General features: G+C 59.9%; 12 protein-coding genes. 8 read left to right on the top strand and 4 right to left on the bottom strand.

The window, feature by feature from the left end; genetic code table 11:
- Positions 1-192 precede the first annotated feature (192 nt).
- A complete protein-coding gene (locus tag AB8996_RS10205; protein WP_369298881.1) occupies positions 193-6,090 on the bottom strand; it encodes an S-layer homology domain-containing protein in 5,898 nt (1,965 codons plus the stop codon).
- Between the two features lie 230 nt (positions 6,091-6,320).
- Between AB8996_RS10205 and AB8996_RS10200 the strand changes: the two genes are divergently transcribed.
- The gene (locus AB8996_RS10200) at positions 6,321-6,998 is read left to right on the top strand and encodes a response regulator transcription factor (protein ID WP_369298880.1); all 678 of its coding nucleotides are present in this window, start codon (positions 6,321-6,323) and stop codon (positions 6,996-6,998) included.
- A 37-nt stretch (positions 6,999-7,035) separates the two neighbouring features.
- Here the strand turns inward: AB8996_RS10200 and AB8996_RS10195 are convergent, their stop codons facing one another.
- A complete protein-coding gene (locus tag AB8996_RS10195) occupies positions 7,036-8,571 on the bottom strand; it encodes a hypothetical protein (RefSeq protein WP_369298879.1) in 1,536 nt (511 codons plus the stop codon).
- A 29-nt stretch (positions 8,572-8,600) separates the two neighbouring features.
- Between AB8996_RS10195 and AB8996_RS10190 the strand changes: the two genes are divergently transcribed.
- The 3 genes from AB8996_RS10190 to AB8996_RS10180 all read left to right on the top strand — a co-directional run bounded on the left by AB8996_RS10190 (position 8,601) and on the right by AB8996_RS10180 (position 12,835).
- Entirely contained in the window at positions 8,601-10,571 is a 1,971-nt protein-coding gene (locus AB8996_RS10190) for a sensor histidine kinase (RefSeq protein ID WP_369298878.1), read from the top strand.
- A gap of 397 nt (positions 10,572-10,968) precedes the next feature.
- A complete protein-coding gene (locus AB8996_RS10185) occupies positions 10,969-11,682 on the top strand; it encodes a flavodoxin (protein WP_369298877.1) in 714 nt (237 codons plus the stop codon).
- Between the two features lie 163 nt (positions 11,683-11,845).
- Positions 11,846-12,835, top strand: coding sequence for an aldo/keto reductase (locus tag AB8996_RS10180; RefSeq protein ID WP_369298876.1), 990 nt, complete (start codon positions 11,846-11,848; stop codon positions 12,833-12,835).
- Between the two features lie 172 nt (positions 12,836-13,007).
- Here the strand turns inward: AB8996_RS10180 and AB8996_RS10175 are convergent, their stop codons facing one another.
- Complete coding sequence (locus AB8996_RS10175; RefSeq protein WP_369298875.1) at positions 13,008-13,472, bottom strand: hypothetical protein; 465 nt, start codon at positions 13,470-13,472, stop codon at positions 13,008-13,010.
- Between the two features lie 17 nt (positions 13,473-13,489).
- Complete coding sequence (gene ilvD, locus AB8996_RS10170) at positions 13,490-15,172, bottom strand: dihydroxy-acid dehydratase (RefSeq protein ID WP_369298904.1); 1,683 nt, start codon at positions 15,170-15,172, stop codon at positions 13,490-13,492.
- A gap of 208 nt (positions 15,173-15,380) precedes the next feature.
- On the opposite strand from ilvD, the gene aroD reads away from it, so the two are divergent.
- From aroD to AB8996_RS10150, 4 genes are all read left to right on the top strand, one after another.
- Positions 15,381-16,127, top strand: coding sequence for a type I 3-dehydroquinate dehydratase (gene aroD / locus AB8996_RS10165; protein WP_369298874.1), 747 nt, complete (start codon positions 15,381-15,383; stop codon positions 16,125-16,127).
- Positions 16,128-16,152: 25 nt separating this feature from the next.
- Entirely contained in the window at positions 16,153-18,288 is a 2,136-nt protein-coding gene (locus AB8996_RS10160) for an AAA family ATPase (RefSeq protein WP_369298873.1), read from the top strand.
- A 108-nt stretch (positions 18,289-18,396) separates the two neighbouring features.
- Positions 18,397-19,434, top strand: a complete 1,038-nt coding sequence (locus AB8996_RS10155; protein WP_369298872.1) for a lipid II:glycine glycyltransferase FemX — start codon at positions 18,397-18,399, stop codon at positions 19,432-19,434.
- 104 nt (positions 19,435-19,538) lie between these two features.
- Positions 19,539-22,340, top strand: coding sequence for a glycoside hydrolase family 3 C-terminal domain-containing protein (locus AB8996_RS10150; RefSeq protein WP_369298871.1), 2,802 nt, complete (start codon positions 19,539-19,541; stop codon positions 22,338-22,340).
- The last annotated feature ends 123 nt before the right edge of the window (positions 22,341-22,463 follow it).

Raw genomic sequence — 22,463 nt, 5'->3', positions numbered from 1 at the left:
CTTTGTTTTCGGCATCTCAAAATTTGAGCTGTTGCCTGCTCTGAAAATCTGCATATCATCAATAAATCATCAAGCTGGGGGAGAGCTGCTGCGTTTTCTCACCGAATATATATCCGGCGATGGGGAACTGCTGCTCAGAGCGGCAGGCGCAGCAGCACAAAAGACTACGGGACCCCCAGATGCGTTTTACTTTTATTTTCTTAGAAACCGCATAAGCACAGCTGCGACCTCAGCGCGGGTGGCCTTGCCCTTCGGGTCGAGGAGCCCGCTGCCGTCCTTGCCGGTGAGGATACCTTCCTCCACGGTCCAGCGCAGGGCGTCTGTCGCCCAGTCCCCGGCTTTGCTGCTGTCGGGGAAGCTGTCCAGCGTGCCGCTGGTGGCAGGCTCTCCAGCGTACCGCCAGAGCATGGCGGCAAGCTGTTCCCGGGTGATAGGATCATTGGGACCGAAGCTGCCGTTGTCGTAACCCTTGACCACGCCGTTCCCGCTGCCCCAGACTACCGCCTTGGCGTACCAGCTGCCCGCCGAACAATCGGGGTAGGTCAGCGCGCCTTCGGGTTCCGGGCTATCCTCCAGACGCCACAGGATAGTGGCGATCATGGCACGGCTGGTGTCCAGGCTGGGTGCAAAGTGGGTACTGTCAGTGCCCACCATCATGCCCTGTTCATACACGTACTTTACGCTGTCGTGGAACCAGTCCCCGGACTTTACGTCCTTAAAGGGATTCCAGGCGGGGAGTGCGCCTGCCCTCTTAAAGATGACCTCAATGGTGTGGCTGGTCGTGATCTTTTCAAAGGTGTATTCCGTCACGGACCCCACGCTCTTGCCGTCCACCAGCACATCGGCTACCACATATCCCTCGTTGGGGGTAATGGCGAAGGTCTTATTGCTGTTCCGCCTTACCAGAATCGCACCACTGGGATCGATCCTGCCGTTCCTGCCCGCTGTGGCGGTGAGGGTATAACGGGTGATGGTTTGGGCGGCGGTGTACCCGATGGCATAGGTGGAGAACTTACTGGCGTAAATGTATACCTTGCCCACGCCGTCAGCATAGAACCTGCCGTCTGTAAAGTTTTCAGTGGGTCGGGTGCTGAGCCCGGTCAGCTTCTCAGCATCGTTCACGCCGTGCTTGCGATAGACGGTCACATCTTTCTTCCCCGTGAAGTCATAGGGCACGACGATCTCCAGCACCTGGTCTTCGGTGTCGGTGATGACCTGGGGCTCCTGGTCGTTGATCTGCTTCTCAAGGGACAGGTTCAGGTACAAAACATCGTCCTTCTTGCCGGAAATTACCGTGTCCAGCTCTGCCTTGTCGGCGGGAGAATCCTGCTTTTCTACGGTGAGCTTAACCGTGACGGTCTCGCCGGGAGCCGCCGTCTCCTCCTCGGCAACGGCGTCCACGCCGCCCACTACTACGGCGGGGGTATCGCTGCCCTTGACCTCCACCACACTGTTAGTCTTTCCCTCGGGCATTTGAATGTTTTGCTCAACGGCACTGGCGTTGGTCATCTCCACCAGAATGGTCTTGGTGACCCGGTCTTTCTCGGCGGCTATGTTATAAAGCCCCGCCGGAACGCCGCTAAAGCTGTAATTGCCCTGGCTGTCGGTAGTGGCGGTGGCGATCACCTCATTTCCCAGCATAAGGGTCACCGTGGCGGAGGACACGCCGTTACCCTCGTGGTCCATGACCGTGCCGGAGATGGCATAGGTGAACTCCCGCTCATAGCCGCAGGTGTTACAGGTCTTATCCTGGTCGTTGTCATAAACGTGGGCGCCGTAAGCCGCGCCGGTCTCGCCGCAATTGGCATAGTCGGTAATACCGCAGCCGCTGGCGGTGCAGGCGTGCCAGTGGCCGTTGGCGTCGCTGGTCCACGCCGTTGCCCAGGCATGGCTGTGGGGCGGCGTATAGACCACCACGTCGCTGTTGATCGCCGTGCCGTCGGACCAGATGACCCGGCAGAGGTAGTTTCCTGACGTGGCGGCGGTGAGTTTGGGGTTAGTCTGACCGGTGAGGGCCTCGCCCGGAACGGCGCGGGTCAGGGTGGCGGAGATGGCGGGGGCTGTCTGGTCGCTGCCATACAGACCGTCTATTCTCAGGTCGTAGCCCCCGTCCGCCGGAATGACGTAGGTGATAATGGTGTTGTCCCCATTGGTGACGGCGGTGCCCACATAGGAATAGCCCTCGGGATCGCCGTCGAAGGGGTACCACACCTGAACGTACTCACCGGGCTCATCAAAATCGCGAACCAGCCCCAGCTGTCCATCACTGGGCTTGTCGGCGGTGGACAGGGTGACGGTCACCTTGTCGCCCCGTTGCAATGCCAAGGTGAAGTAACCGGGGGTATGGATATCAGTACCCTCGGAGGCCGTCCACTTGCCGTCAGCAAAGGCGGAGGGCTGGTAGCAGCCACCCATGTACTCCTCTCCATAGATTGCGGCGTTTTCGGTGGTGATATCGGTGGTGGTCACCGTGGCGGGATACCACTGGTAGGCGGGCACGCTGGCGGGAGCGCCGTTGGCGTGGACGGTGTAGTTGTTCCCGGCGTTGGGCTGCTGGGTGATGGCGCAGATGTCCAGGACCAGGTCTTTGTTTTCCAGCTGGCCGATGAACAGCCTCTTGGTGGCGCTCTGGAAATAGTCGGTAAAGTTCGCCTGACCCATGTGGGTGGTCCACCCCTCCAGCAGAGGCATGGCCTCCGCTTCGGGATAATCCACCGCCACCCGCCAGGGAGCGGCGGGCCGGGTCAGGGGCCCGGTCAGGGCAAAGTGGGTGCTGTCTTCCCAGGTGGTGTCGGGATAGCTGAAGTAGACCTCCGCCTGGTCCGTCCCGCCCTGAATGGCCACATTCCCGGACAGGGTCAGGCTGTCCGTCTGCCAGCAGTTGACCCAAAGGCCGTTGCCGTTCCGGGAGACCAGCTTGCCGCCGTAGAGGCTGAGGCTGCCGCCGTTGAAGCCCACGGCATTTTTGTTGGAGCCGCTGGCGGCGGTGTTTTCCACCGTGCCGCCGTAGAGGGAGAACTGATAGTCTGCCTCAATGGTGGCGGCGTTGCTATAAGCGCCGTAGTTCGCACTGGTGATTTTGCCGCCAGCGCCGCAGTCGCAGAGGTTCAGCACGCCGTTGCCCTTGTTGTAGGTGGCTTGAATGTCGATGCGCCCCTTCCCCAGATCCAGGGTGTGACCGTTCAGGCAGAGGTTGGTGGGCGCGCTGGCGGCGTCCTGGATATAGATGCTGGCGTTCAGTGTGATATCGTCGGACAGATAGTAGTTTCCGCCGCCCAGGGTGTAGACACCATTGCTGTCCGGGATCAGGGCCGTGCCGTCCACGCAGAGCTTGCCGCCTGCCACAGTGAGGACCTTGTCAAAGGTAACGGCGGCGTGGACGGGGTCGTGGGCGCAGGTCTCGCCGCAGACGGGGTGGCTGTGGCTCTGCGTGCCGGGCTTGCAAATCTGGACGGTATGCCTGCCGTCGCCGCCCGCCACGTCCCGGATCGACAAGGAGGTATCGGCGGAGGTAAAGCGACCGGAGTAGTCCTTGTCCGCCGGGGTAGTAAATGTGTAAGGGCTGTTTTCGGTAATCGAATTATAGTATCTCACGTTGAATTGCCCGGTCAAGTCATCGCCTACCTGCAGTAAGCCGCTCGCGGAAGTGAGAAAATAAATATCTGTGTTTGCAACAATGCTAGGAGCGCCGGAGAGGGTAACGGTTTGATCTCCATTAACTCGTATTCCAATACCTCCCTTGATCGTACCTCCGCTGATGGTCCCGCCGCCGGAGCCGGCGTTGGCGCCGCCGCCGGAGCCATAATCGGCAAAGCACACCCCAGCGTGGTAATTATCGGTGGTAATGGTTCCGCCCTCCATGATAAAATCAGTAGAATGTACCACCACAACGCCTTCCGAGGGCTGATCGGCCTTCAGCGTTCCGCTCTTGATGGTCAGCCGGCCCAACTGCCACAGGTAGACAGCGTCGCTCTTGGACGTGATGTCCGCTCCGTCCACGGTCAGTTTACCGCTGTAGGTTACCTCAATGCCCCCGTGCGCGCCTGTGCTGTTAAAGGCGCCGCCGTAGAGGACCGCCTCGCCCTCGGCCTTCAAGATGCGTGTTTCGCGGTCGCCGGTCACGCTGCGCGTATCCTTGACGCCGCCGCCGCTCCGGCAGTCGCAGGTGTTGAGGACCGCCCCGCTCGCCACCGTAATAAAGGCTTTTTTATAGCTGCCGCCATGATAGGTGATGGTATGGCCGTTGAAGCAGAGGTTGACCTTCCCGCTCACTTGGATTTCTTTCTCCGTCTCAATGTCCCCGTCCAGGTAGTAATTTCCCTCGCTCAGGGTATAGGCGTCCTCAAACACGTCGCCGTTGACCATCTCCGCCGTCAGAGCCTTGTCAAAGGTCACCGCCTCGTGGGTCTCGTCCCCCTCATGGGCGCAGGTCTCGCCGCAGACCGGGTGGCTGTGAGACTGGGGCTTTATAAAGTAGACCTTACCGTCCTCCAGCTTGAGGGGGTAGTCCTCCGGCTTGTCGCTGGAGAGCTTGGCGAAGTCGTCGGCGGTGACGGTATAACCGTTATGGCCCTGCACCGCCAAATAGGAGTCGGCCGCATCCATGTCCGGCCAATAAAGAGCCAGGCCGATCTTGGCGTTTTGCCCCAGAGGGCCGGAAAGTTCCATATAACAAGGGTCATACATGAGCACGTTCTCCGTATCGTCTTCTGTGTCGTTGCCGGTGATAATGACATCCCCCCGTACCCGGAAAACGCTGCCGGAGCTTTGCATCCATGCGCCTATGCGGTTCCCGGTGATGGTCCCGCCGTCCATGAGGAAGACGCCGTTATCATACACGTACACGCCGCAGCCGGTGTTCGTGGTGATCCCTGTTATGCTGCCGCCGTGCATCTGGAAGACGCCGCCGCTCCTGACTCCTACGCCGTATTCCCCATTGTAGGCCGAGTTATAGCCACGGCCTGCGATGACGCCGCTGTACAGTTGAAGCTCGCCCACTACGCTGATCACCGGCTGGCCAGTTCTGTGGGTGAGGGCCCCGCCGCCGGCGCAGTCGCAGATGTTCAGAGCCGCCCTCGTGGGGACCATAATGGCAGCTGTGCTAAATATACCGTCCACCTTGACGGTATGGCCGCCCAGGCAGAGGTTGACGGTCCCCTGGGGAACCGTCCACGCCTTAGAAAGGGCCACGTCCCCGGTGAGCACATAGTTCCCCGCCGTGTCGGGCAGGGAGTCCGTCTTGTTCCAGGCGGTGAAGTTCACCTGCGTGCCCTCAGTGGCCGAGCAGTCCGTGCTCACGGCGTGGGTGTGGGGCGGCTCTTCCTTGGCCGCCCGCAGAATGGGTCTGCCCAGGGCGGCATCCATCTGCCATACTGTATCGAAATCCCAACCGCTGAAGCTGCTTTGCGCTGCGAAGTCCGCGGTCGGCATACCCGTCACACCGCTTGTTGTGCCCGCTGCCGTATAGACGCTGTTGTCATAATAGCAGCCGGTTACTGTGGATCGGCTGAATCCGATCACGCCGCCGATATCGCTATCATTGATTGTACTTGTGACCGCGCCTGTGTTATAGCAGTATCTCACGGTTGTTTCATAGTTCTCTCCAACCACGCCGCCGACCCATGTTCTTCCCGTGACCGCGGCTGTGTTATAGCAATTTTCCACTGTGCCTTTGTTCGTTCCAACCACGCCGCCAATGCTGCTGTCACCCGTGACCGAACCGTCAACACCGAGATTTTTGACCGTGCCGCCTTCGCCGATACAGCCGAACAGACCTTGAGCAGAACTGCTGCTGTCGTTTATATATAAGCCCGTTATCTTGTGGCCGCCGCCGTCAAAGGCGCCTTGGAATTGGTTGGCGCTTGTGCCGATGGGCGTCCATGGATTTTCCTCGCTGCCGTTAAGGTCGATATCCGCCGTCAGGGTGACGGTCTTGCCCTGGCAGGCATTGCCGCTGTTCACGCTGTCGCGGAACACTTCCAGCTCCGCCTTGGTGGAGATGGTGGTGATCTCAGCCGCCATCGCCCCTGTGGGCAGCAGGCCCAGCAGCATGGTCAGGACCAGCATCAGGCTGGAAATTCGTTTTTTCATCGTTATTTCCTCGCTTTCTCAATGGATCATTCTGTCCTGGAACGCTCCGGGGCAGAGCGGGGCGTGCCCCGATTTGTGACAGCTTCTGCACCCTGCCTTAATGAAACCATTTTATCAGAGACCGGGGAGGATTTCTACATTTCCCAAAAATGTGACGAACCTGTGACTTTTCTTCGGAGATGGCGTATGGTATGATAAAATAAACAAACTGCAAAAAAGGGGGCGGGGAGATGTTCCGAGTATTGCTGGTGGACGACGACGCCCATATCATAAGCACCAACCGTGCCTATCTGGAAAAGCAGGGCTACGAAGTGGTCACCGCCGCCGACGGGGACGAGGCTCTGTCCGCCGCCGCCTCTACCGCCCTGGACGCCATCGTGCTGGACGTGGAGATGCCGGGAGTGGACGGGGTAGAGGTCTGCCGCCGGATCCGGGAGGTCAGCGCCATACCCATCCTGTTCCTCTCCGCCTATGCCGACACCGACGACCGCATTCGGGGTCTGCTGGCCGGGGGAGACGACTATCTTGCCAAGCCCTGCTCCCTCCAGGAGCTGGAGCTGCGGCTCCGGGGTCGTATCCTGCGCCGGGAAAACGCCGAGCGGCGGGAGGTGCTGAGCTTCGGCAGCCTGACCATCGACCTGGGGCTGCGGGAAGTGCGTTTTGGGGAGCGAACGGCGAACTTCACCGCTCTGGAATTTGACCTGCTGGCATTTCTGGCCCGCCATCCGGGGCAGGTGTTCTCTTACGAGGAGCTTTACGACCGGGTGTGGAAGTCCCCCATGAACCAGGGGGTCCACAATATGCAGGTGTGCATGGCCCGGGTGAGGCAGAAGCTGGAGCGGCTGTGCCCCGAGGGGCAGTATATTGAGACCATTCACCGCAAGGGCTATCGCTTTTTGGGCAGATAAAAAGCCGCCCCGGCGCCAAGACCGGGGCGGAACCTTGCTATTTTCGTTTTTTGTGGGTCACAAAAACACCTACCAGGACGCAAAACGCAGCGCCCGCCGCTGCCAGGAGGACTTGCAGGATCGGGTCAGGGCTTTCCGCTCTGACCGTCGCCGCAGAGGGCGATGGCGTGGGAGCCGGGTCCGCAGAGGGAGTGGGCGGCGCGTCGAGGGTGCCGTGCCCCGCGGGCGGCGTGGGGGCTGGCTCCGCAGAGGGTGGCGCCGCAGATGCGGTCTCCTCTGCAGGCGGTATGGCAGGTGCGATGGTCGGGTCCACGGTGGGCGCGGGCTCTGTCACGGGGGTTGGCGTCGGAGTAAGAACCGAAGTGGAAGCAGGCGTTGACGTCGGGGTGGGTACAGGCGTTGGAGCGGGCTCGGGGGTCCGGCTGGGTTCGATAACGGCGGTGCTGCCGCCCCGGTTGCCGCCCTGGTCGCTGGGCTTGGTCTCCTCCTTGGGCAGCAGGACCGCGTCCGAGACCCAGTAGAGGTGCCCCCGCTCATCAGCCGCCCGGACACGGAAGTACCGGGGCGCGCTTCCCTGTACGTGGAACAGGCAGGAGATGCCGGACACTTCCTCCTGCCACGTAAAATCCTCACAGCGATCCCAGGTCGCCCCGCCGTCGGTTGAGATCTCGCCCCAGACATTGTCCCCGGCGTCCTCTGGCAGCTCCTTCAGCCGCAGCTCGGCAACGGCGGAGGTATCCCCCCGCCATGAGGTGCTCATGATCACGAGATGGTCGGGCTTGTACCAATGCACGGTGAGGGCCAGCCGGCGGACGGAGGCCAGAGCCTTCCCGGTCTCGTCTAAAAACGCCCCGGTCAGAGTGCATTCTCCGTTTGTCTGATCCTCGTAATCGTCCAGGTCCCATCGGAGGGTAAGAGTGGTCTTCCACTGGGCGCCCCGGTACTCCAGATAGGTGTCCAGGGTTTCCGGCAGCATGGTCCCGGTGAGAACGGTCCCCTCCTCCAGCCAGAGGTCCCGGGGCTGATCCCAGAGATTGTTCACCGTTGTCGGACCCCAGCTGACCAGGTCGTCGCTCAGTTCCGTGCTGTGAGCTTCGACCGAGCCGCCCTCCTCCTGAACGATCAACAGCCCCTCTCCGGTAAGCTCATCAAGGGTCACGCCCTTCAAAACAAGACGTCCTCCCCTGCGCACCACAATAAGACCGTTAGTGGAAAGGGCGCCATGGAGTGCCGGGCTTTTCTGGCTCGGGTCATCGTGGGACATGGTGCCGATGGAGAGACAGCCGCCGTCCTCGATCACGATCTGTCCGGCAAGCTCCACGGTCAGCTCTCCGGGATAGAAGCCCTCAGGAACATCGACGCCTGTGGGTCTTGGGGACACTGTTTCATAGGAAAGAGTTTTTCCATCGCCGATGACCTGGGCGTCCAGGGTCACCTGATAGGCGCCGTACGCTGGCAGTTCCCCGCCGGGCCGCGACCCCTCCAGGGTCATGGCAAAGACCGCCGGAGACTGGAGAAAGCCCAGCGTGACCGCCAATATACATAACCAAATACTGAATCGTTTTCCTGCCATAGGGTAGTCCTCCTGCGAGGTGTGATGTCATGTCAATGAAAAAAGAAATGAAACGGAGCCTGGCGCTCCTGCTGGTCCTTTTGCTGGCGGGAGCCGCGGTCTTTATGGGGCTGTACCGCTGGGACAACAAATACACCGCTGCCCTTCCCGGCGGGAATGGGTACAATGTGCTGACCGGGGACGGCTCCCAGGTGGCCTTTTTGGTGGACGGCTGGGAGTATTATCCCGGCGAGCTGCTGACCCCGGAGGACTTGACAGACCGAACGGCGGCGCGCCACACCTACGCCGGGGAATACCCCAACTTCTCTCACTATCTGGGGAGCCCCTACGGTGCGGTCACCTACCGTCTGACCCTGGAAAACCGGGGTGCGCCCCGGGAGCTGTCGCTGTACCTTCCAGAGCTCTTATGCGCCGGGCGGATCTATGTAAACGGCGCGCTGGTCGGAGCGCAGGGGAGCGTAGAGCCCTACAAGCCCCATGTGATGGACGGGGTGTACGCCTTTTGGGCGGAGGAGCGCGCCGAGATCATCATTCAGTGCGCCAACTACACCCACTACTATTCCGGGCTGTACTATCCCCCTGCCGTGGGAACGCCCGCCGCCATCTCCCGAATGATCGTCCAGCGGGTGATGGTCTACGGCTTTTTGTGCTTTGGATCCCTGGTGGTGGCCCTTTCCAATCTGGCCCTGTGGCTTTTTGACCGGGACAAGCAAAACCGGCGGCTGGGGCTTTTGTGCCTGGCTTTCGCCGCACGGGTAAGTTATCCCTTCCTGCGCTTTTTGGGCGTGCCGCTGGTGCGGACGTTATACGCCCTGGAGGACTTCTGCGGCGCGGCTGTGCTCCTCCTCGCCATTCTGCTGGCGGGGGAACTGAGCAGCGGCGCGGTACGGGCTTATCACCGCAAGCTGACCTATCCCGCCGCAGCCAGCCTGTGCGCTATGACGGTGGTCTTCCCGTTGTTTATTCTACCATACGCGCCCCTTTTCATCAACACCTATGGGGTAGTGTTGTTCCTTTGGAAGCTTTTGGCAGGGGTCTATCTGCTGCTTTTAGCCATACGGGGACTTGAACAAAGCAGGGCTCTGGCGCGGTATCTGCTGTGCGCCGCGGGGCTGTATGGGGCGTCCATTGCCCTGTCGGCGCTGACGGTCAACCGCTTTGAGCCGATCCGGGGGGCTTGGCCGGAGGAATACGGCGGCTTTGCCCTGGTGGCAGGCTTTGCCGCACTGATGGTCCACCGGGGGGTGCTCCTGGCAGCGGAAAACCGGCGGCTGAGCCTCCATTTACAGGAGGAGGTGGACCGCAAGACCCGGGCCATGGAGACCCTGCTGACCGAACGGCGGGAGCTGCTGGCCCATCTGATCCACGATGTCAGAAATCCCGTGACTGCCCTCAAAAACTACGCCGAGCTTGTGCAGATCGGCAATGTGGCGCTGGACCAGGAGACCGCCGGGTATCTGGACGCGCTCAGCGAACGGGTCGGGGTGGTGGAGGAGCGGCTGGAGCTATTGCAGGGTTTCTCCCGGGGGGAGCGGGGACTGCTCTCCCTTCAGCCCATCTGCCTCAATGACTTTTTGGGGCGGTTTTATGAGGATAATTGCCCGGACATAGAGCTGTTCGGACAGACCTTTTCCCTGGAGCTGCCACAGGAGGAATTGATCGTATCCGGGGACGAGGAGCGGCTGCGCTCGGCGTTGGAAAACCTCTGTTATAACGCCTTGTCCTTTACGCCCGAGGACGGGACGGTCAAGCTGTCTCTGCTCCGGGAGGAAGAATGGGCGGTCATTTCTGTCACGGATACCGGTGCGGGGATCGACCCTGCCGACCTGCCCCATGTGTTTGACCGGGGCTTTACCCACCGCCCCGATGGCAGCGGTCAGGGTATGGGTCTGTTCATCGTCCGCGCCATCGCCCTGGAACATGGCGGCACGGCAGAGGCAAGCTCCCGGCTGGGCGCCGGCAGTACCTTCACCCTGCGGCTGCCGCTTAAGCGGCTTTGAATGAATGTGCATGCCAAAGCGGCGTATTTGCCCACGGTTTTCCAGTGAAGGGGGGCAAAGCGCCGCTTTTTTCTTTCCCGGAATAAGGTTTGGAAAAACCGGCGTTTGGCAAAAAGAAGCGCCGTACACTTCCAGGCTCTTGTGGGAAATGCTTGCAGGTTACTCATATTACATTTTGAATTCCATGCCTTTCAGGCATGAACAACCAACAAAATAGGCATTTTACAAGCAGGGTTTTCTTCGCTATACTGAATTTGCAGCCAAGGGCGACCGCCTTGGCAGCAAATGATGAGAAATATGTTCTGTCAGGAACGCTGTCGGGAGCCGGATAACGGCGGAATGCCAGAACATAAAATTTGCGAAACGGGATCAGGAAGGAATGACCTGCATGAAGAAAATGACCGCTTTATTGCTTGCGCTGCTGGCGGTGTGCGTTTTGACCGCCTGTGCGGGGGAAGGCTCGCCCAGCGGCGCTGTGACTACCCCAAATACGGCAAATCCCAGCAGCGAAACCGTTTCTGGCTTTGCCAGCTCCGCCGCGAGTGAACCGACGCCCGTGCCCCAGCCCACTCCTGTGAAAGAGCCTGCTGACGAGACCACACCCGGACCCGACGCCGATACAAAGGTGCTGGTCGCTTACTTCTCCGCCACGGGCAACACCCGCCCGCTGGCAGAGTATCTGGCAGAGGGATTAAGCGCCGACCTCTATGAGATCGTCCCGGAAAAACCCTACACGGACGCCGACCTGAACTACAGCGACAGCGGCAGCCGTTCCTCTGTGGAAATGAACGACCCCAATTCCCGTCCCGCCGTCAGCGACCCGGTGGAGAATATGGAGCAGTACGACATAGTATTTGTTGGCTACCCCATCTGGTGGGGACAGGCTCCCAGGATTATCAGCGCGTTTCTGGAAAGCTATGACTGGAGCGGGAAGACCATCATACCTTTTTGCACCTCCGGCAGCAGCCCGATCGGCTCCAGCGCTGCGAGCCTTGAGAGCTTGACCGCAGGCGCGGATTGGCTTCCCGGGCAGCGTTTCAGCAGTGACACAAATCAGGAGGAGCTGTTGAGCTGGGTCGACGGCTTGGACCTCCCGCTCACGGCGGAATAATCCTCGTCGTTTTGGAAAGAGCGGGGCAGTTGGTACGCCGCGGTTTCCTTATTTTTCCGGCACGATAAGGGATACGGGAAGGGCTATTGGGCATTCCGGGGCTTTCCCGATACCATACAGATATCCAAACAAAACAGATGGCAAAGGAAAAGGAGGAGTTTTTATGAAGTACGCAAGGCTTGGCAATTCTGACTTGAACGTGTCCCGTATCTGCATGGGGTGCATGGGCTTTGGAGACCCCGGAAAAGGAATGCACAGCTGGACGCTGGACGAAGCAAGCTCCAGGGAGATCGTGAAGCGCGGGCTGGAGCTGGGGGTCAATTTTTATGACACCGCCATCAGCTATCAGGGCGGCACGGGGGAGGAGTACCTGGGACGTATCCTCCGGGACCTTGCCCGCCGGGAGGACGTGGTGGTGGCGACAAAATTCCCGCCCCGCGGCCCGGCGGAGATCGAAAACGGCGTGACGGGGAAGCAGCACGTGCGGAACATGCTGGACGCCAGCCTGACCCATCTGGGTATGGACTATGTGGATTTGTACATCATTCATTCCTGGGACTATCACACGCCCATTGAGGAGACCATGGAAGCCCTGAACGATGCGGTAAAGGCGGGAAAGGTGCGGGCACTGGGCATTTCCAACTGCTATGCCTACCAGCTTGCCAGGGCAAACGCCTTTGCCGACCGGGAGGGCTACGCGAAACTGGTCTCCGTACAGGGGCACTACAATTTGATTTTCCGGGAGGAAGAAAGGGAAATGGCGCAACTCTGCCGGGAAGACAATATCGCCATGACGCCCTACAGCGCTTTGGCGGCAGGCAGGCTGTCCAAGCGCCCGGGCGAGGCGTCCAAGCGGTTGGAGGAGGATAAATTTGCCATGGGCAAGTACAATGCCACGGCTGAGCAGGACGGGAAGATCATTGCCCGTGTGGCAGAGCTTGCCGACCGCCACAATGTGTCCATGACAGAGGTTTCCCTTGCGTGGCTGCTGACGAAGGTCACTGCCCCTGTGGTGGGCGCCACCAAGCTGCACCACATTGAGGGTGTGGCAAAGGCGGTGGACCTGGAGCTGACCGCCGACGAGCTTGCCTATCTGGAGGAGCTGTACGTCCCCCACGCGCTGGTAGGCGTTATGGCGCAGAACACACGGTAAAGCAGCGATTAAAAAAGTACGGCTGTGTGCCAATACAGGGAAGCCGCGTACCAGATCGGGTACGCGGCTTCCTTTTTGTATCTGTGATTATGATAAAATAGCGGTGAGATCGGTACAACTGGTTCGCGGACAGGTATCATGGACGGCACAACGGTATCCCGGCAGGGAAAGGCTATTCCTGGCACCGTTCCTTCAAATACCGCTCTGCTCCTGCCGAAAAGAGGGCATACCGCTTTTCGGCAGCTTCCCGGTTTTCTTCTTTCCAGACGTCAAAAATCAGAGAACGCTGCCGGTACAGCGCTTGGCAGAGCGTCCGCGGCGTATAGCCGGGTCCTGCCAAATGGAACAGCTTTAGAATACGGCTGTCCAGCAATTTATTATAGGAATCCTTTTCCATGATCCCCGGGATATGGGAAATCAGGTCTGAGCAGCGTCCGGCGTAGTATTTGCAGGGCTTACAAATATCATCGCCTTCCGTTGTCAGGCGAAGGGGCAGCTCCGGGTTCTCCAAAACCAGATTGCCAATGCGGTAAAAATCGTGCCCCATGGCGGGGTCGGGCACGAACCGTTCCAGCCCGCCGCCGTACAGCTTGATGATGTCCATAAAATGATGTGGCTTTATCGTAACAGGTTCCATAGGGCTTCCTTTCGTTTTCAGGAGCGGGTGAAGCTTCCCAGCACGCCGGAGGAATAGCGGGACGGGCGGGGCTTCCAGTTTTTCCGGCGTTGCGCCAGGACTTCCGCGATTTCCTCCTCGGGCAGCATCTTTCCGGCAATGCCGCAGATGCGCAGGACGCGGGCGGGAATGTCGATCTCCAGCAGGTCCCCCTCCTCCACCAGCGCGATGGGACCGCCCTCGGCGGCTTCCGGCGCAACGTGCCCGATGGCGGGACCCTTGCTTGCCCCGGAGAACCGACCGTCGGTGATCAGGGCAATGGAAGCGGCAAGCTGGGGGTCGGAGGAAATGGCTTCCGTGGTGTAGAACATTTCCGGCATTCCGCTGCCCTTGGGACCCTCATACCGAATGATGACCCCGTCGCCGGGCTGTATCTCATGGCGCAGCACGGCGGCGATGGCGTCCTCCTCGCAGTCAAAGGGGCGGGCGCGGAGAATGGCTTTGTGCATTTCCCTGGGCACGGCGCTGTGCTTTACCACGCTGCCCTTCGGCGCGAGATTTCCTTTCAGCACCGCCACCGTACCGTTTGTGCCGATGGGATTGTCAAAGGTGCGAATGATATCCGTGCGCTGAAGCCCCGTCTGCCTTAAATATTTGTCGCAGCCCTCATAGTAGCCGTTATGCTTTAAGTCCTCCAGATTTTCGCCTAAAGTTTTCCCGGTGACGGTCAGCACGTCCAGATGGAGCATGGACTTGATCTCCTCCATGATCCGGGGCACGCCGCCGGCATAGTAGAAATACTGCGCGGGCCACCGCCCGGCAGGGCGGATATCCAGCAGATAGTGGGCGCTTTTGTGAATGCGGTCGAAATCGTCCGGGGAGAGGGAAACGCCAAATTCCGCCGCGATGGCAGGTAGGTGGAGCAGGGTATTGGTGGAGCCGGAGATCGCCGCATGGACCATTACGGCGTTCTCAAAGCTCTGTGCCGTAACGATCTTCCGGGCGGTCAGCCCCAGGCGGCTCAGTTCCGCCGCCTGTTCTCCCGCTTTTCGCGCGGCTGTTTTCAGCTCCGGGCAGGTGGCGGGCATCAGCGCCGTGCCCGGCAGCATCAAGCCCAGCGCTTCCGCCATGATTTGCATGGTGGAGGCGGTGCCCATGAAGGAGCACGCCCCGCAGGACGGGCAGGCATGCTGCTTATAATAGGTCAGCTGCTCCTCCGTGATCTCCCCACGGCGCCGCATGGCGCTGTATTTGCCGATCTGCTCCAGCGTCAGCAGGTCGGGTCCTGCTTCCATCACGCCGCCGGTGACCATGATGGCGGGAATATCCACCCGACCCATTGCCATCAGCTGGGCGGGAACGGATTTGTCACAGCTGGACAAAAACACCCCGGCGTCAAAGGTGGTGGCGTTGACATGAATTTCAATCAGATCGGCAATGGTGTTCCGGGAAGCCAGGGAATAATTTCCCCCGTCGTGCCCCTGGGACATGCCGTCGCACATATCGGTGGCAAAATACAGGGCGGATTTTGCCCCTTTGCTGTCCGCCCCGGCGGCGGCAGCCTGGGAAAGCTCCAATAAATGGGCGCTGCCCGGGTGGCTCTGCCCGTAGGTGCTTTCAATGATGATCTGGGGCTTTTCCAGGTCCTCTGGCGTCCAGCCCATGCCCATGCGCAGAGGGTCCATTTCCGGCGCGATTTTCCGCACTTCCTGACTTTTCAGCATATCTAAAATTCCTCCCATAGCGGCTCTGAAAGCTTTTATCCTTTTCCGGCATCGGATACCATAAAATTATAGCATACCTTTTTCTCCTTTTCCACGGGACTGCGCAAAAATTTCTTACGAAACCGCCGGAAAATTGACTTTTCCCCCTTTGGTCAGTATACTGGTGTAGAATGGGAGAAAGTGGGAATGGTAAGGACGGGAGTTGATGTTTGTGAAAACGGTAGAGGTCGCGGGTCTTCGCTTTGGCGAAGGCTTGCCGAAAATCTGTATTCCGTTGATCGGCGGAGGAATGCCCGCCCTGCTCAGTGAGCTTTCCTGTGTAAAGCACCTGCCTGCCGATTTGTACGAGTGGCGGGGAGACTGCTTTTTCGGCAGCTTTTCCGAAGCTCTCCACGCGCTGGGGGAGGGGCTGTCCCATGCGCCGCTGCTGTGCACCGTGCGGACAAAGCCGGAGGGCGGCAGGGTGGAATTATCCCCGGAGGCATATGAGGCGTTTTTGTCCGGGCTGTTGGACCAGGGCGGTTTTCAGCTGCTGGATATCGAGCTTTCCTGCGGGGAAGACCGGGTGCGGCGGTTAATTGAAAAATGCCGGGAAAAGGAAATAGGCGTGGTGCTGTCCCGCCACTGCTTTGCCCATACGCCCAAGGAGGACGAGATCGTCCGCACGCTGGAAAAAATGAAGGCGCTGGGAGCGGACCTGCCCAAAATGGCGGTAATGCCCCAAAGCCCCCGGGATGTGCTGACGCTGCTTTCCGCTACCCTGCGGGCGCGGGAGAGCATAGGGCCTGTCATCACCATGTCCATGGGAGAGCTGGGAAAGCTCAGCCGGGTCAGCGGGGCGGTCTTTGGCTCCTGCCTGACCTTTGCCGCCGGGCAGGGTCCTTCCGCGCCGGGGCAGATCAACGCCGAAGACCTTCGCGCCATGCTGGAGGATCTGAATCCGGGAATCTGAAAAGACAAAAGAGGGAGATTTTTCCATGAAAAACGATATTGACGATTTGCTGGAAGCCATGTTCCGGGGCGGGAAGCTGAACCTGAAATCTTCCGCTGGAGAAAAGCAGGAGCGAAAGCCGAAAACGCCGGCGGAAAAGACCTCCTCGGCAGCTTCGGGAAGCGGGGGAGTCTCTCTGGAATGGGACCCCGCCGAAAACAGCGCTCAGGCGCAGCGGGCGCTGGACGCCGTAGAACAGGTAAACGGCGGAATGCCGGCAATGCTGCAGCGCAATATTGAGCAGCTTACCCAGGCGGCAAACGACGATCTGAAGGAGCTGGAGCAGCGCCTGCAGCAGGACGGCGTAGCGGCTGTGTCCGCCGGGAACGGTGGCAGCGAAAAAGACCTGGAAGCTGCCTTTGCCGCCGCCGAAAAGGAAGCGGGCGAGCAGGTGCTGGGGCAGGACGAATTTCTTTCCGCCCTCATCATTGCCTTCAAGCGCCCCTTTGTGGCGGGCGCGGGGGAGAACGCCCCGCTGTGCAGGGCGGCGGTGCTGGGAAAGCCCGGCACGGGCAAGCACAGCGCCCTGAGCGCCATTGCCGCTTCCCTGGGACGGCAGGGCGTGCTGAAAAGCCCGAAGCTTACCGCGGTAGATTTGGGAAATTACCGGGAAGCCGGCTCGGAAAAGCTTTTTATTCAGGACCTGTACGCCGCTTTGAAAAGCGGGGCAAGCGGGCTGGTGTTCGAGCATTTTGAAAGCTGCCACCCCTCCGTGCTGCCCCTGGTGTCCGCCCTGTTCCGGGAAGGAGAGGTGCCGCTGCCCAGCCGCTATGCGGAGCAAAAGGGGCTGCTGGTAGATATTGGAAACGCTTTGGCGCCGGGGGTGATCTCCTCCCTGTCCGGCGCGGGGAAATATCTGTTTTTGGTGACGGAGAAGCCGGAAACCAGGCTGGCGGATTCCTTTGGAATGCCGTTTTTGTCCGCGCTGGACGACATCTGCGAGACAAAGCCATTTTCCCCGGAAAGCCTTCTTGCCATTGCGGACAGGGCTTTGCAGGAGCTTTGCGCCAAAGCGGAAAAGCAGCTGCACTTCACCCTTACTTACGACGATACCGCGAAAAAAGCGCTGGCAGATGCGTTCCGCCCGGAGCAGGGCGCGGCGGCGCTCCGGGACGGGGCGGAGCAGTTTTACGGCGCGCTCAGTGAGGCAAAGCTCCGGCAGGGGCTGAGCGGGCTTTCAGGCAAGCTGACCGGGGACGAAAACGGTTTGCTCCTTACTTACGAGCGGGACGGGGAGGAAGCCGTCCTGCGGGCTGCCGGCGACACGGGAGACGCCGCCCGGGAAGCGGCGATAGAAAGCGTAAAGCAGGAGCTTTCCGAGATCGTGGGGCTGACGGAGATCAAGGAATACATTCTTTCGCTGGAGGACAATTTCAAAATCCAGCAAATGCGCCGGGAGAAGGGACTGAAAGCCGAATCCCCCTCCATGCATATGATCTTTACCGGGAACCCCGGCACGGGCAAAACCACCGTTGCCCGCATCGTTTCCCGGTACTTGAAAGCCATCGGCGTGCTGCAGGGCGGGCAGCTCATTGAAGTGACCCGCGCCGACCTGGTGGGCAGATACGTGGGGCATACCGCGCCTCTGACCCAGAAAGCCATTCAGTCCGCTTTGGGCGGCGTGCTGTTTATCGATGAAGCCTATTCTCTGTTCCGGGGAAAGGACGACAGCTTTGGGCTGGAAGCCATTGACACGCTGGTAAAGGGCATGGAGGACCACCGGGACGACCTGCTGGTGATCTTGGCAGGCTATTCCCGGGAGATGGAGGAGTTCCTCACCGCCAATTCCGGCTTGCGCTCCCGGTTCCCGAATCTGATCGAGTTCCCCGATTATACGGCGGAGGAGCTGCTGGAGATCACCAGAAGCATTGTGAAAGGCAAGGGCTACCGCTTGGCGGAGGACTGCGACAAGCCCCTGCTCGCCTATTACGGGACCATGCAGCGGGAGGGGGACCCCCGCACCAACGGCAACGGGCGTATGGCGCGGAACAAGGTGGAGGACGCGATTTTAAACTGTTCCCGCCGGAACATGAAGCTGCCGCCGGAGCAGCGGGACCTGGAGCTTCTGCTGCGGTCGGATTTTGAGCTTGAGGAGAGCGCGCCGCCGGAAACGGCAGGCTGAGCTGCAAATAGTGAGAGCCGATGGGGTTTCCCGTCGGCTTTTTCCTTTCCCTGTTACCTTTTCTTCGTTTTACCCGTCTAATCCATAAATGGCGAAAGGAGAAGGAACATGGAATTTCTCGATTTTACAAACGCGGAAGCGGTGGCGGAATATGAAGCCTTTGTGGAGGAAATGGGCGGTAGCTTTATGCAGTCCGTCCGCTGGTGCGGGGTGAAGCAGGACTGGCTCCACGAGGCGGTGATCGTCCGGGACGGCGGCGGGCGCATCTGCGGCTCCATGCTGGTGCTGGTAAAGAAGTTCCCGCTGCCTCTGAAAGCCTTTCTCTACTCCCCGCGGGGACCTGTTTGGGATTATGAAGACGCCGCCGTGCTGCAGGAGCTGCTGCTGGGCGTTTGGCAGCTTTCCCGGAAATATCATGCCTATTCCTTCAAGCTCGACCCGCTGATCGAGGAGACGGACAGCAAAAAGATTTTCGCCCTTCGCGCGGCGGGGTTTTCTTTCCAGCCCTGGCAGCCGGACGAAAAAACCATTCAAAGCCGGAACAATTACATTCTGGAACTGCAAAACAGAAGCGAGGAAGAGCTGCTGCGCTCCTTCAAGGGCAAGTGCCGCTACAACATCGGCCTGGCAAAGCGTAAGGGCGTGACATGTACGGTGTGCGGCAGGGAGCGGCTGGGGGATTTCCAGCGGCTGATGGAGGAGACAGGGAAGCGGGACGGCTTCCGGGTGCGCTCCCAGGCATACTTTGAGGGAATGATGGACGCCTTGGGGGAGAAATGCCGCCTGTACCTCTGCGAATATGAGGGGCAGCCCCTTTCCGGGGCGATCTGCGTGCAGTACGGCGGGCGGACCTGCTATGTGTACGGCGCGTCCACCGCCGCCCACAGGGAGGTCATGCCCAACTATCTCATGCAGTGGGAGATGATACGCTGGGCGGTGGAAGCCGGCTGCGCTGTATACGATTTCCAGGGCGTGCCCTGCTGGTACGACCCCCAGCACCCGAACTACGGCGTTTACCGATTCAAAACCGGCTTCAACGGCCGGCTCGCCATCTATGCCGGGGAATTTCGCATGGTCTTCGCCAAACACTACAAATCTGCCTTTGACCGGGCGATGAAGCTGGTGGGGTATCAAAAGCTGGCGTAAATTTTTATAAGGGCAAAACGCTTTTCCATCTTGTGAATTTCCATAGATTCTGTTATAATCAAAACAGAATTTCGGAATATCACACAAGTTTGGGAGGCAGAAGAATGGAAGCAAAGAAATTTGACCCCAAGGCATATGCCGCGAAAGCAAGAGAGACCGTGGCGGAAGGCGCGGTGCTGCTGCGCAATGAGAACCATACGCTGCCCTTTGTAAAGGGCACAAAGCTGGCGGTGTTCGGGCGCAGCCAGTTCAACTATTACAAAAGCGGCACAGGCTCCGGCGGCTTGGTGAACACCGCCCCCGTGCCGGGTATCCCCGAGGCGCTGGAAGCCGACGGCACCGTGGAGATGGACGGCATTGTGAAGGCTGCCTATGAGACCTGGCTGAAGGACCACCCCTTCGATGTGGGCGTCGGCTGGGCGGCGGAGCCCTGGTACCAGGAGGAAATGCCGCTGGACACGGCGCTGGTGGAACAGGCGGCAGCCAGAAATGACGCAGCGCTGGTGATTTTGGGTCGCACCGCCGGGGAGGACAAGGACAATTCCGCCGCCGAGGGCAGCTACCTGCTGGCACAGGCGGAACGGGAAGTCCTTCAAAAGGTCTGCGCCGCGTTTTCCCGGGTCGCCGTGGTGCTGAACACCGGCAGCATTCTGGACATGAACTGGGTGGAAGAATATAAGCCCGGTGCTGTGCTGTACGTTTGGCAGGGCGGTCAGGAAGGCGGGCTGGGCACGGCGGACGTGCTGGTCGGGAAAGCCGTCCCCTCCGGCAAGCTGTCCGATACCATTGCGCGCTCCATCGACGATTATCCCGCCGCCGGGAACTACGGCAGCGAAACCAGAAATGTGTATGCCGAGGATATCTATGTAGGGTACCGCTATTTTGAAACCTTTGCCCCGGAAAAGGTGCTGTATCCCTTTGGCTTTGGGCTTTCCTACACCACCTTTGAGCTTGTTCCCGGAGAAGTGAGCTGCGACGGCAAAACGGTGCGGTTCTCCGCTACGGTGAAAAATACGGGCGATACCGCCGGCAAGGAGGTGGCGCAGGTCTACTGCGAAGCCCCGCAGGGTAAGCTGGGCAAGGCTGCCCGGTCGCTGTGCGCCTTTGAAAAGACAAGGCTTTTACAGCCCGGTGAAAGCCAGACGCTGACCATGGAATGTCCCGTGTCCGCCCTTGCTTCCTACGATGACAGCGGCGCTACAGGGCATAAGTCCTGCTGGGTGCTGGAAGCTGGGGAATACCGCTTCTATCTGGGCACGGACGTGAGGACCGCCACTCTGGCAGGCTCTGCCGATCTGCCGGAAACCGTAATTGAACAATTGGAGGAAGCCTGCGCTCCTGTGACAGCCTTTGACCGCCTGCGTCCCGGGGAAAAGCGGGACGGCATCTATGAAAAGACCTGGGAAGCCGTTCCCCAGCGGACGGTAGACCCCATGGCGCGGCGCAGGGAAGCCCTGCCGGAAAGCACTCCCTGCGCAGGAGATAAGGGCTGGAAGCTGAAGGACGTGGCAACGGGAAAAGTTACCATGGAGCAGTTCCTTTCCCAGCTTACCGATGAAGACCTGTGCTGCATCGTCCGCGGCGAGGGAATGTGCTCCCCCAAGGTCACCCCCGGTACGGCAGGGGCGTTCGGCGGCGTGACCGACAGGCTGCTGGAGTACGGCATTCCCACGGGCTGCTGCGCAGACGGTCCCAGTGGCATTCGCATGGACTGCGGCACCCGGGCGTTCTCCATGCCCAACGGCACCTGCCAGGCGTGCACCTTCTACCCGGAACTGGTGAAAGAGCTGTACGAATACGAGGGTATGGAGCTGCGGAAAAACAAGGTGGACACCCTGCTGGGACCCGGCATCAATATCCACCGCCACCCCTTGAACGGCAGAAACTTTGAATATTTTTCAGAGGACCCCCTGCTTACGGGGAAAATGGCGGCGGCGCAGCTGCAGGGAATGCAGAAGTACGGCGTTACCGGGACGATCAAGCATTTTGCCTGCAACAGCCAGGAATTTCACCGGACAGATGTGGAAGCGGTGATCTCCGAGCGGGCTTTGCGGGAGCTGTACCTGAAAGCCTTTGAGCTGGCGGTGAAGGAGGGCGGCGCCTATTCCATCATGACCAGCTATAACCCCATCAACGGTTTCTGGGCTGCCAGCAATTACGATCTGCTTACCACCATTCTGCGAAAGGAATGGGGCTTTGCCGGGCAGGTCATGACCGACTGGTGGGCAAAGGGAAATGACGAGGGCGAGCTGGGCGAGCGCACCAACATGGCGTCCATGGTGCGGGCGCAGAACGACCTGTATATGGTCACAGCCAGCGCCGAGGAAAACACCAGCAACGACAATTCCGCCCAGGGGCTTGCTTCCGGCACGGTGACGAGAGGGGAATTTCTCCGCAGCGCCGCCAATATCTGTAAATTCCTGCTCCGTTCCCCGGCATTCCCCAGGCTGTGCGGGGAGGAGACGGCGCTTGACAAAGAGCTGGCGGAAGCCCCCTCTCTTGACGATGGCGACGCCGGGGAGATCTACTATGCCGAAAGCGGCGCTGACGGCAGGGTAGAGCTGGATACCTCCGTGATCCGGCTGGAAAAGGGGCAGAATACCCGGTTCTCCGTAACGGTGAAGGAACGCGGGCTGTATGAGCTGAAGCTTTCCCTGCGCAGCACCGACAAGAACGACGTGTCCCAGCTGCCTATCTCCATTTTCCAGGACAGGAATTTGCTGGGCACGGTGACCCTGACCGGCAGCGAGCGTGACTGGAAAACCGTCACGATGGACGTTCCCGGCTTCTCCGGCACGTTCTATCTGCGGTTCTTCCCCGCGCAGACCGGGCTTGCGATCCAGTCCTGCACGCTGGAGCTGAAAATGACGCTGGACGAGCTGATGAAAGCGCGGCAGTCAGAATAACGGAAACGAAAAGAAGTGCCGGGCGTGAAAACGTCCGGCATTTCTCTATGGCGCCATGAGGCGAAATAAATCCCCCGGTTTTACCGGGGGAGATAAAAAAGCGGAGCAAAAGAAATAACCACC

This window comes from uncultured Neglectibacter sp., assembly GCA_937958185.1.
In the GTDB taxonomy this organism is placed as follows: Bacteria; Bacillota; Clostridia; order Oscillospirales; family Acutalibacteraceae; genus Acutalibacter.
Note: the sequence above shows the minus strand (reverse complement) of the source record. Positions and strands in the feature narration are given on the sequence as shown.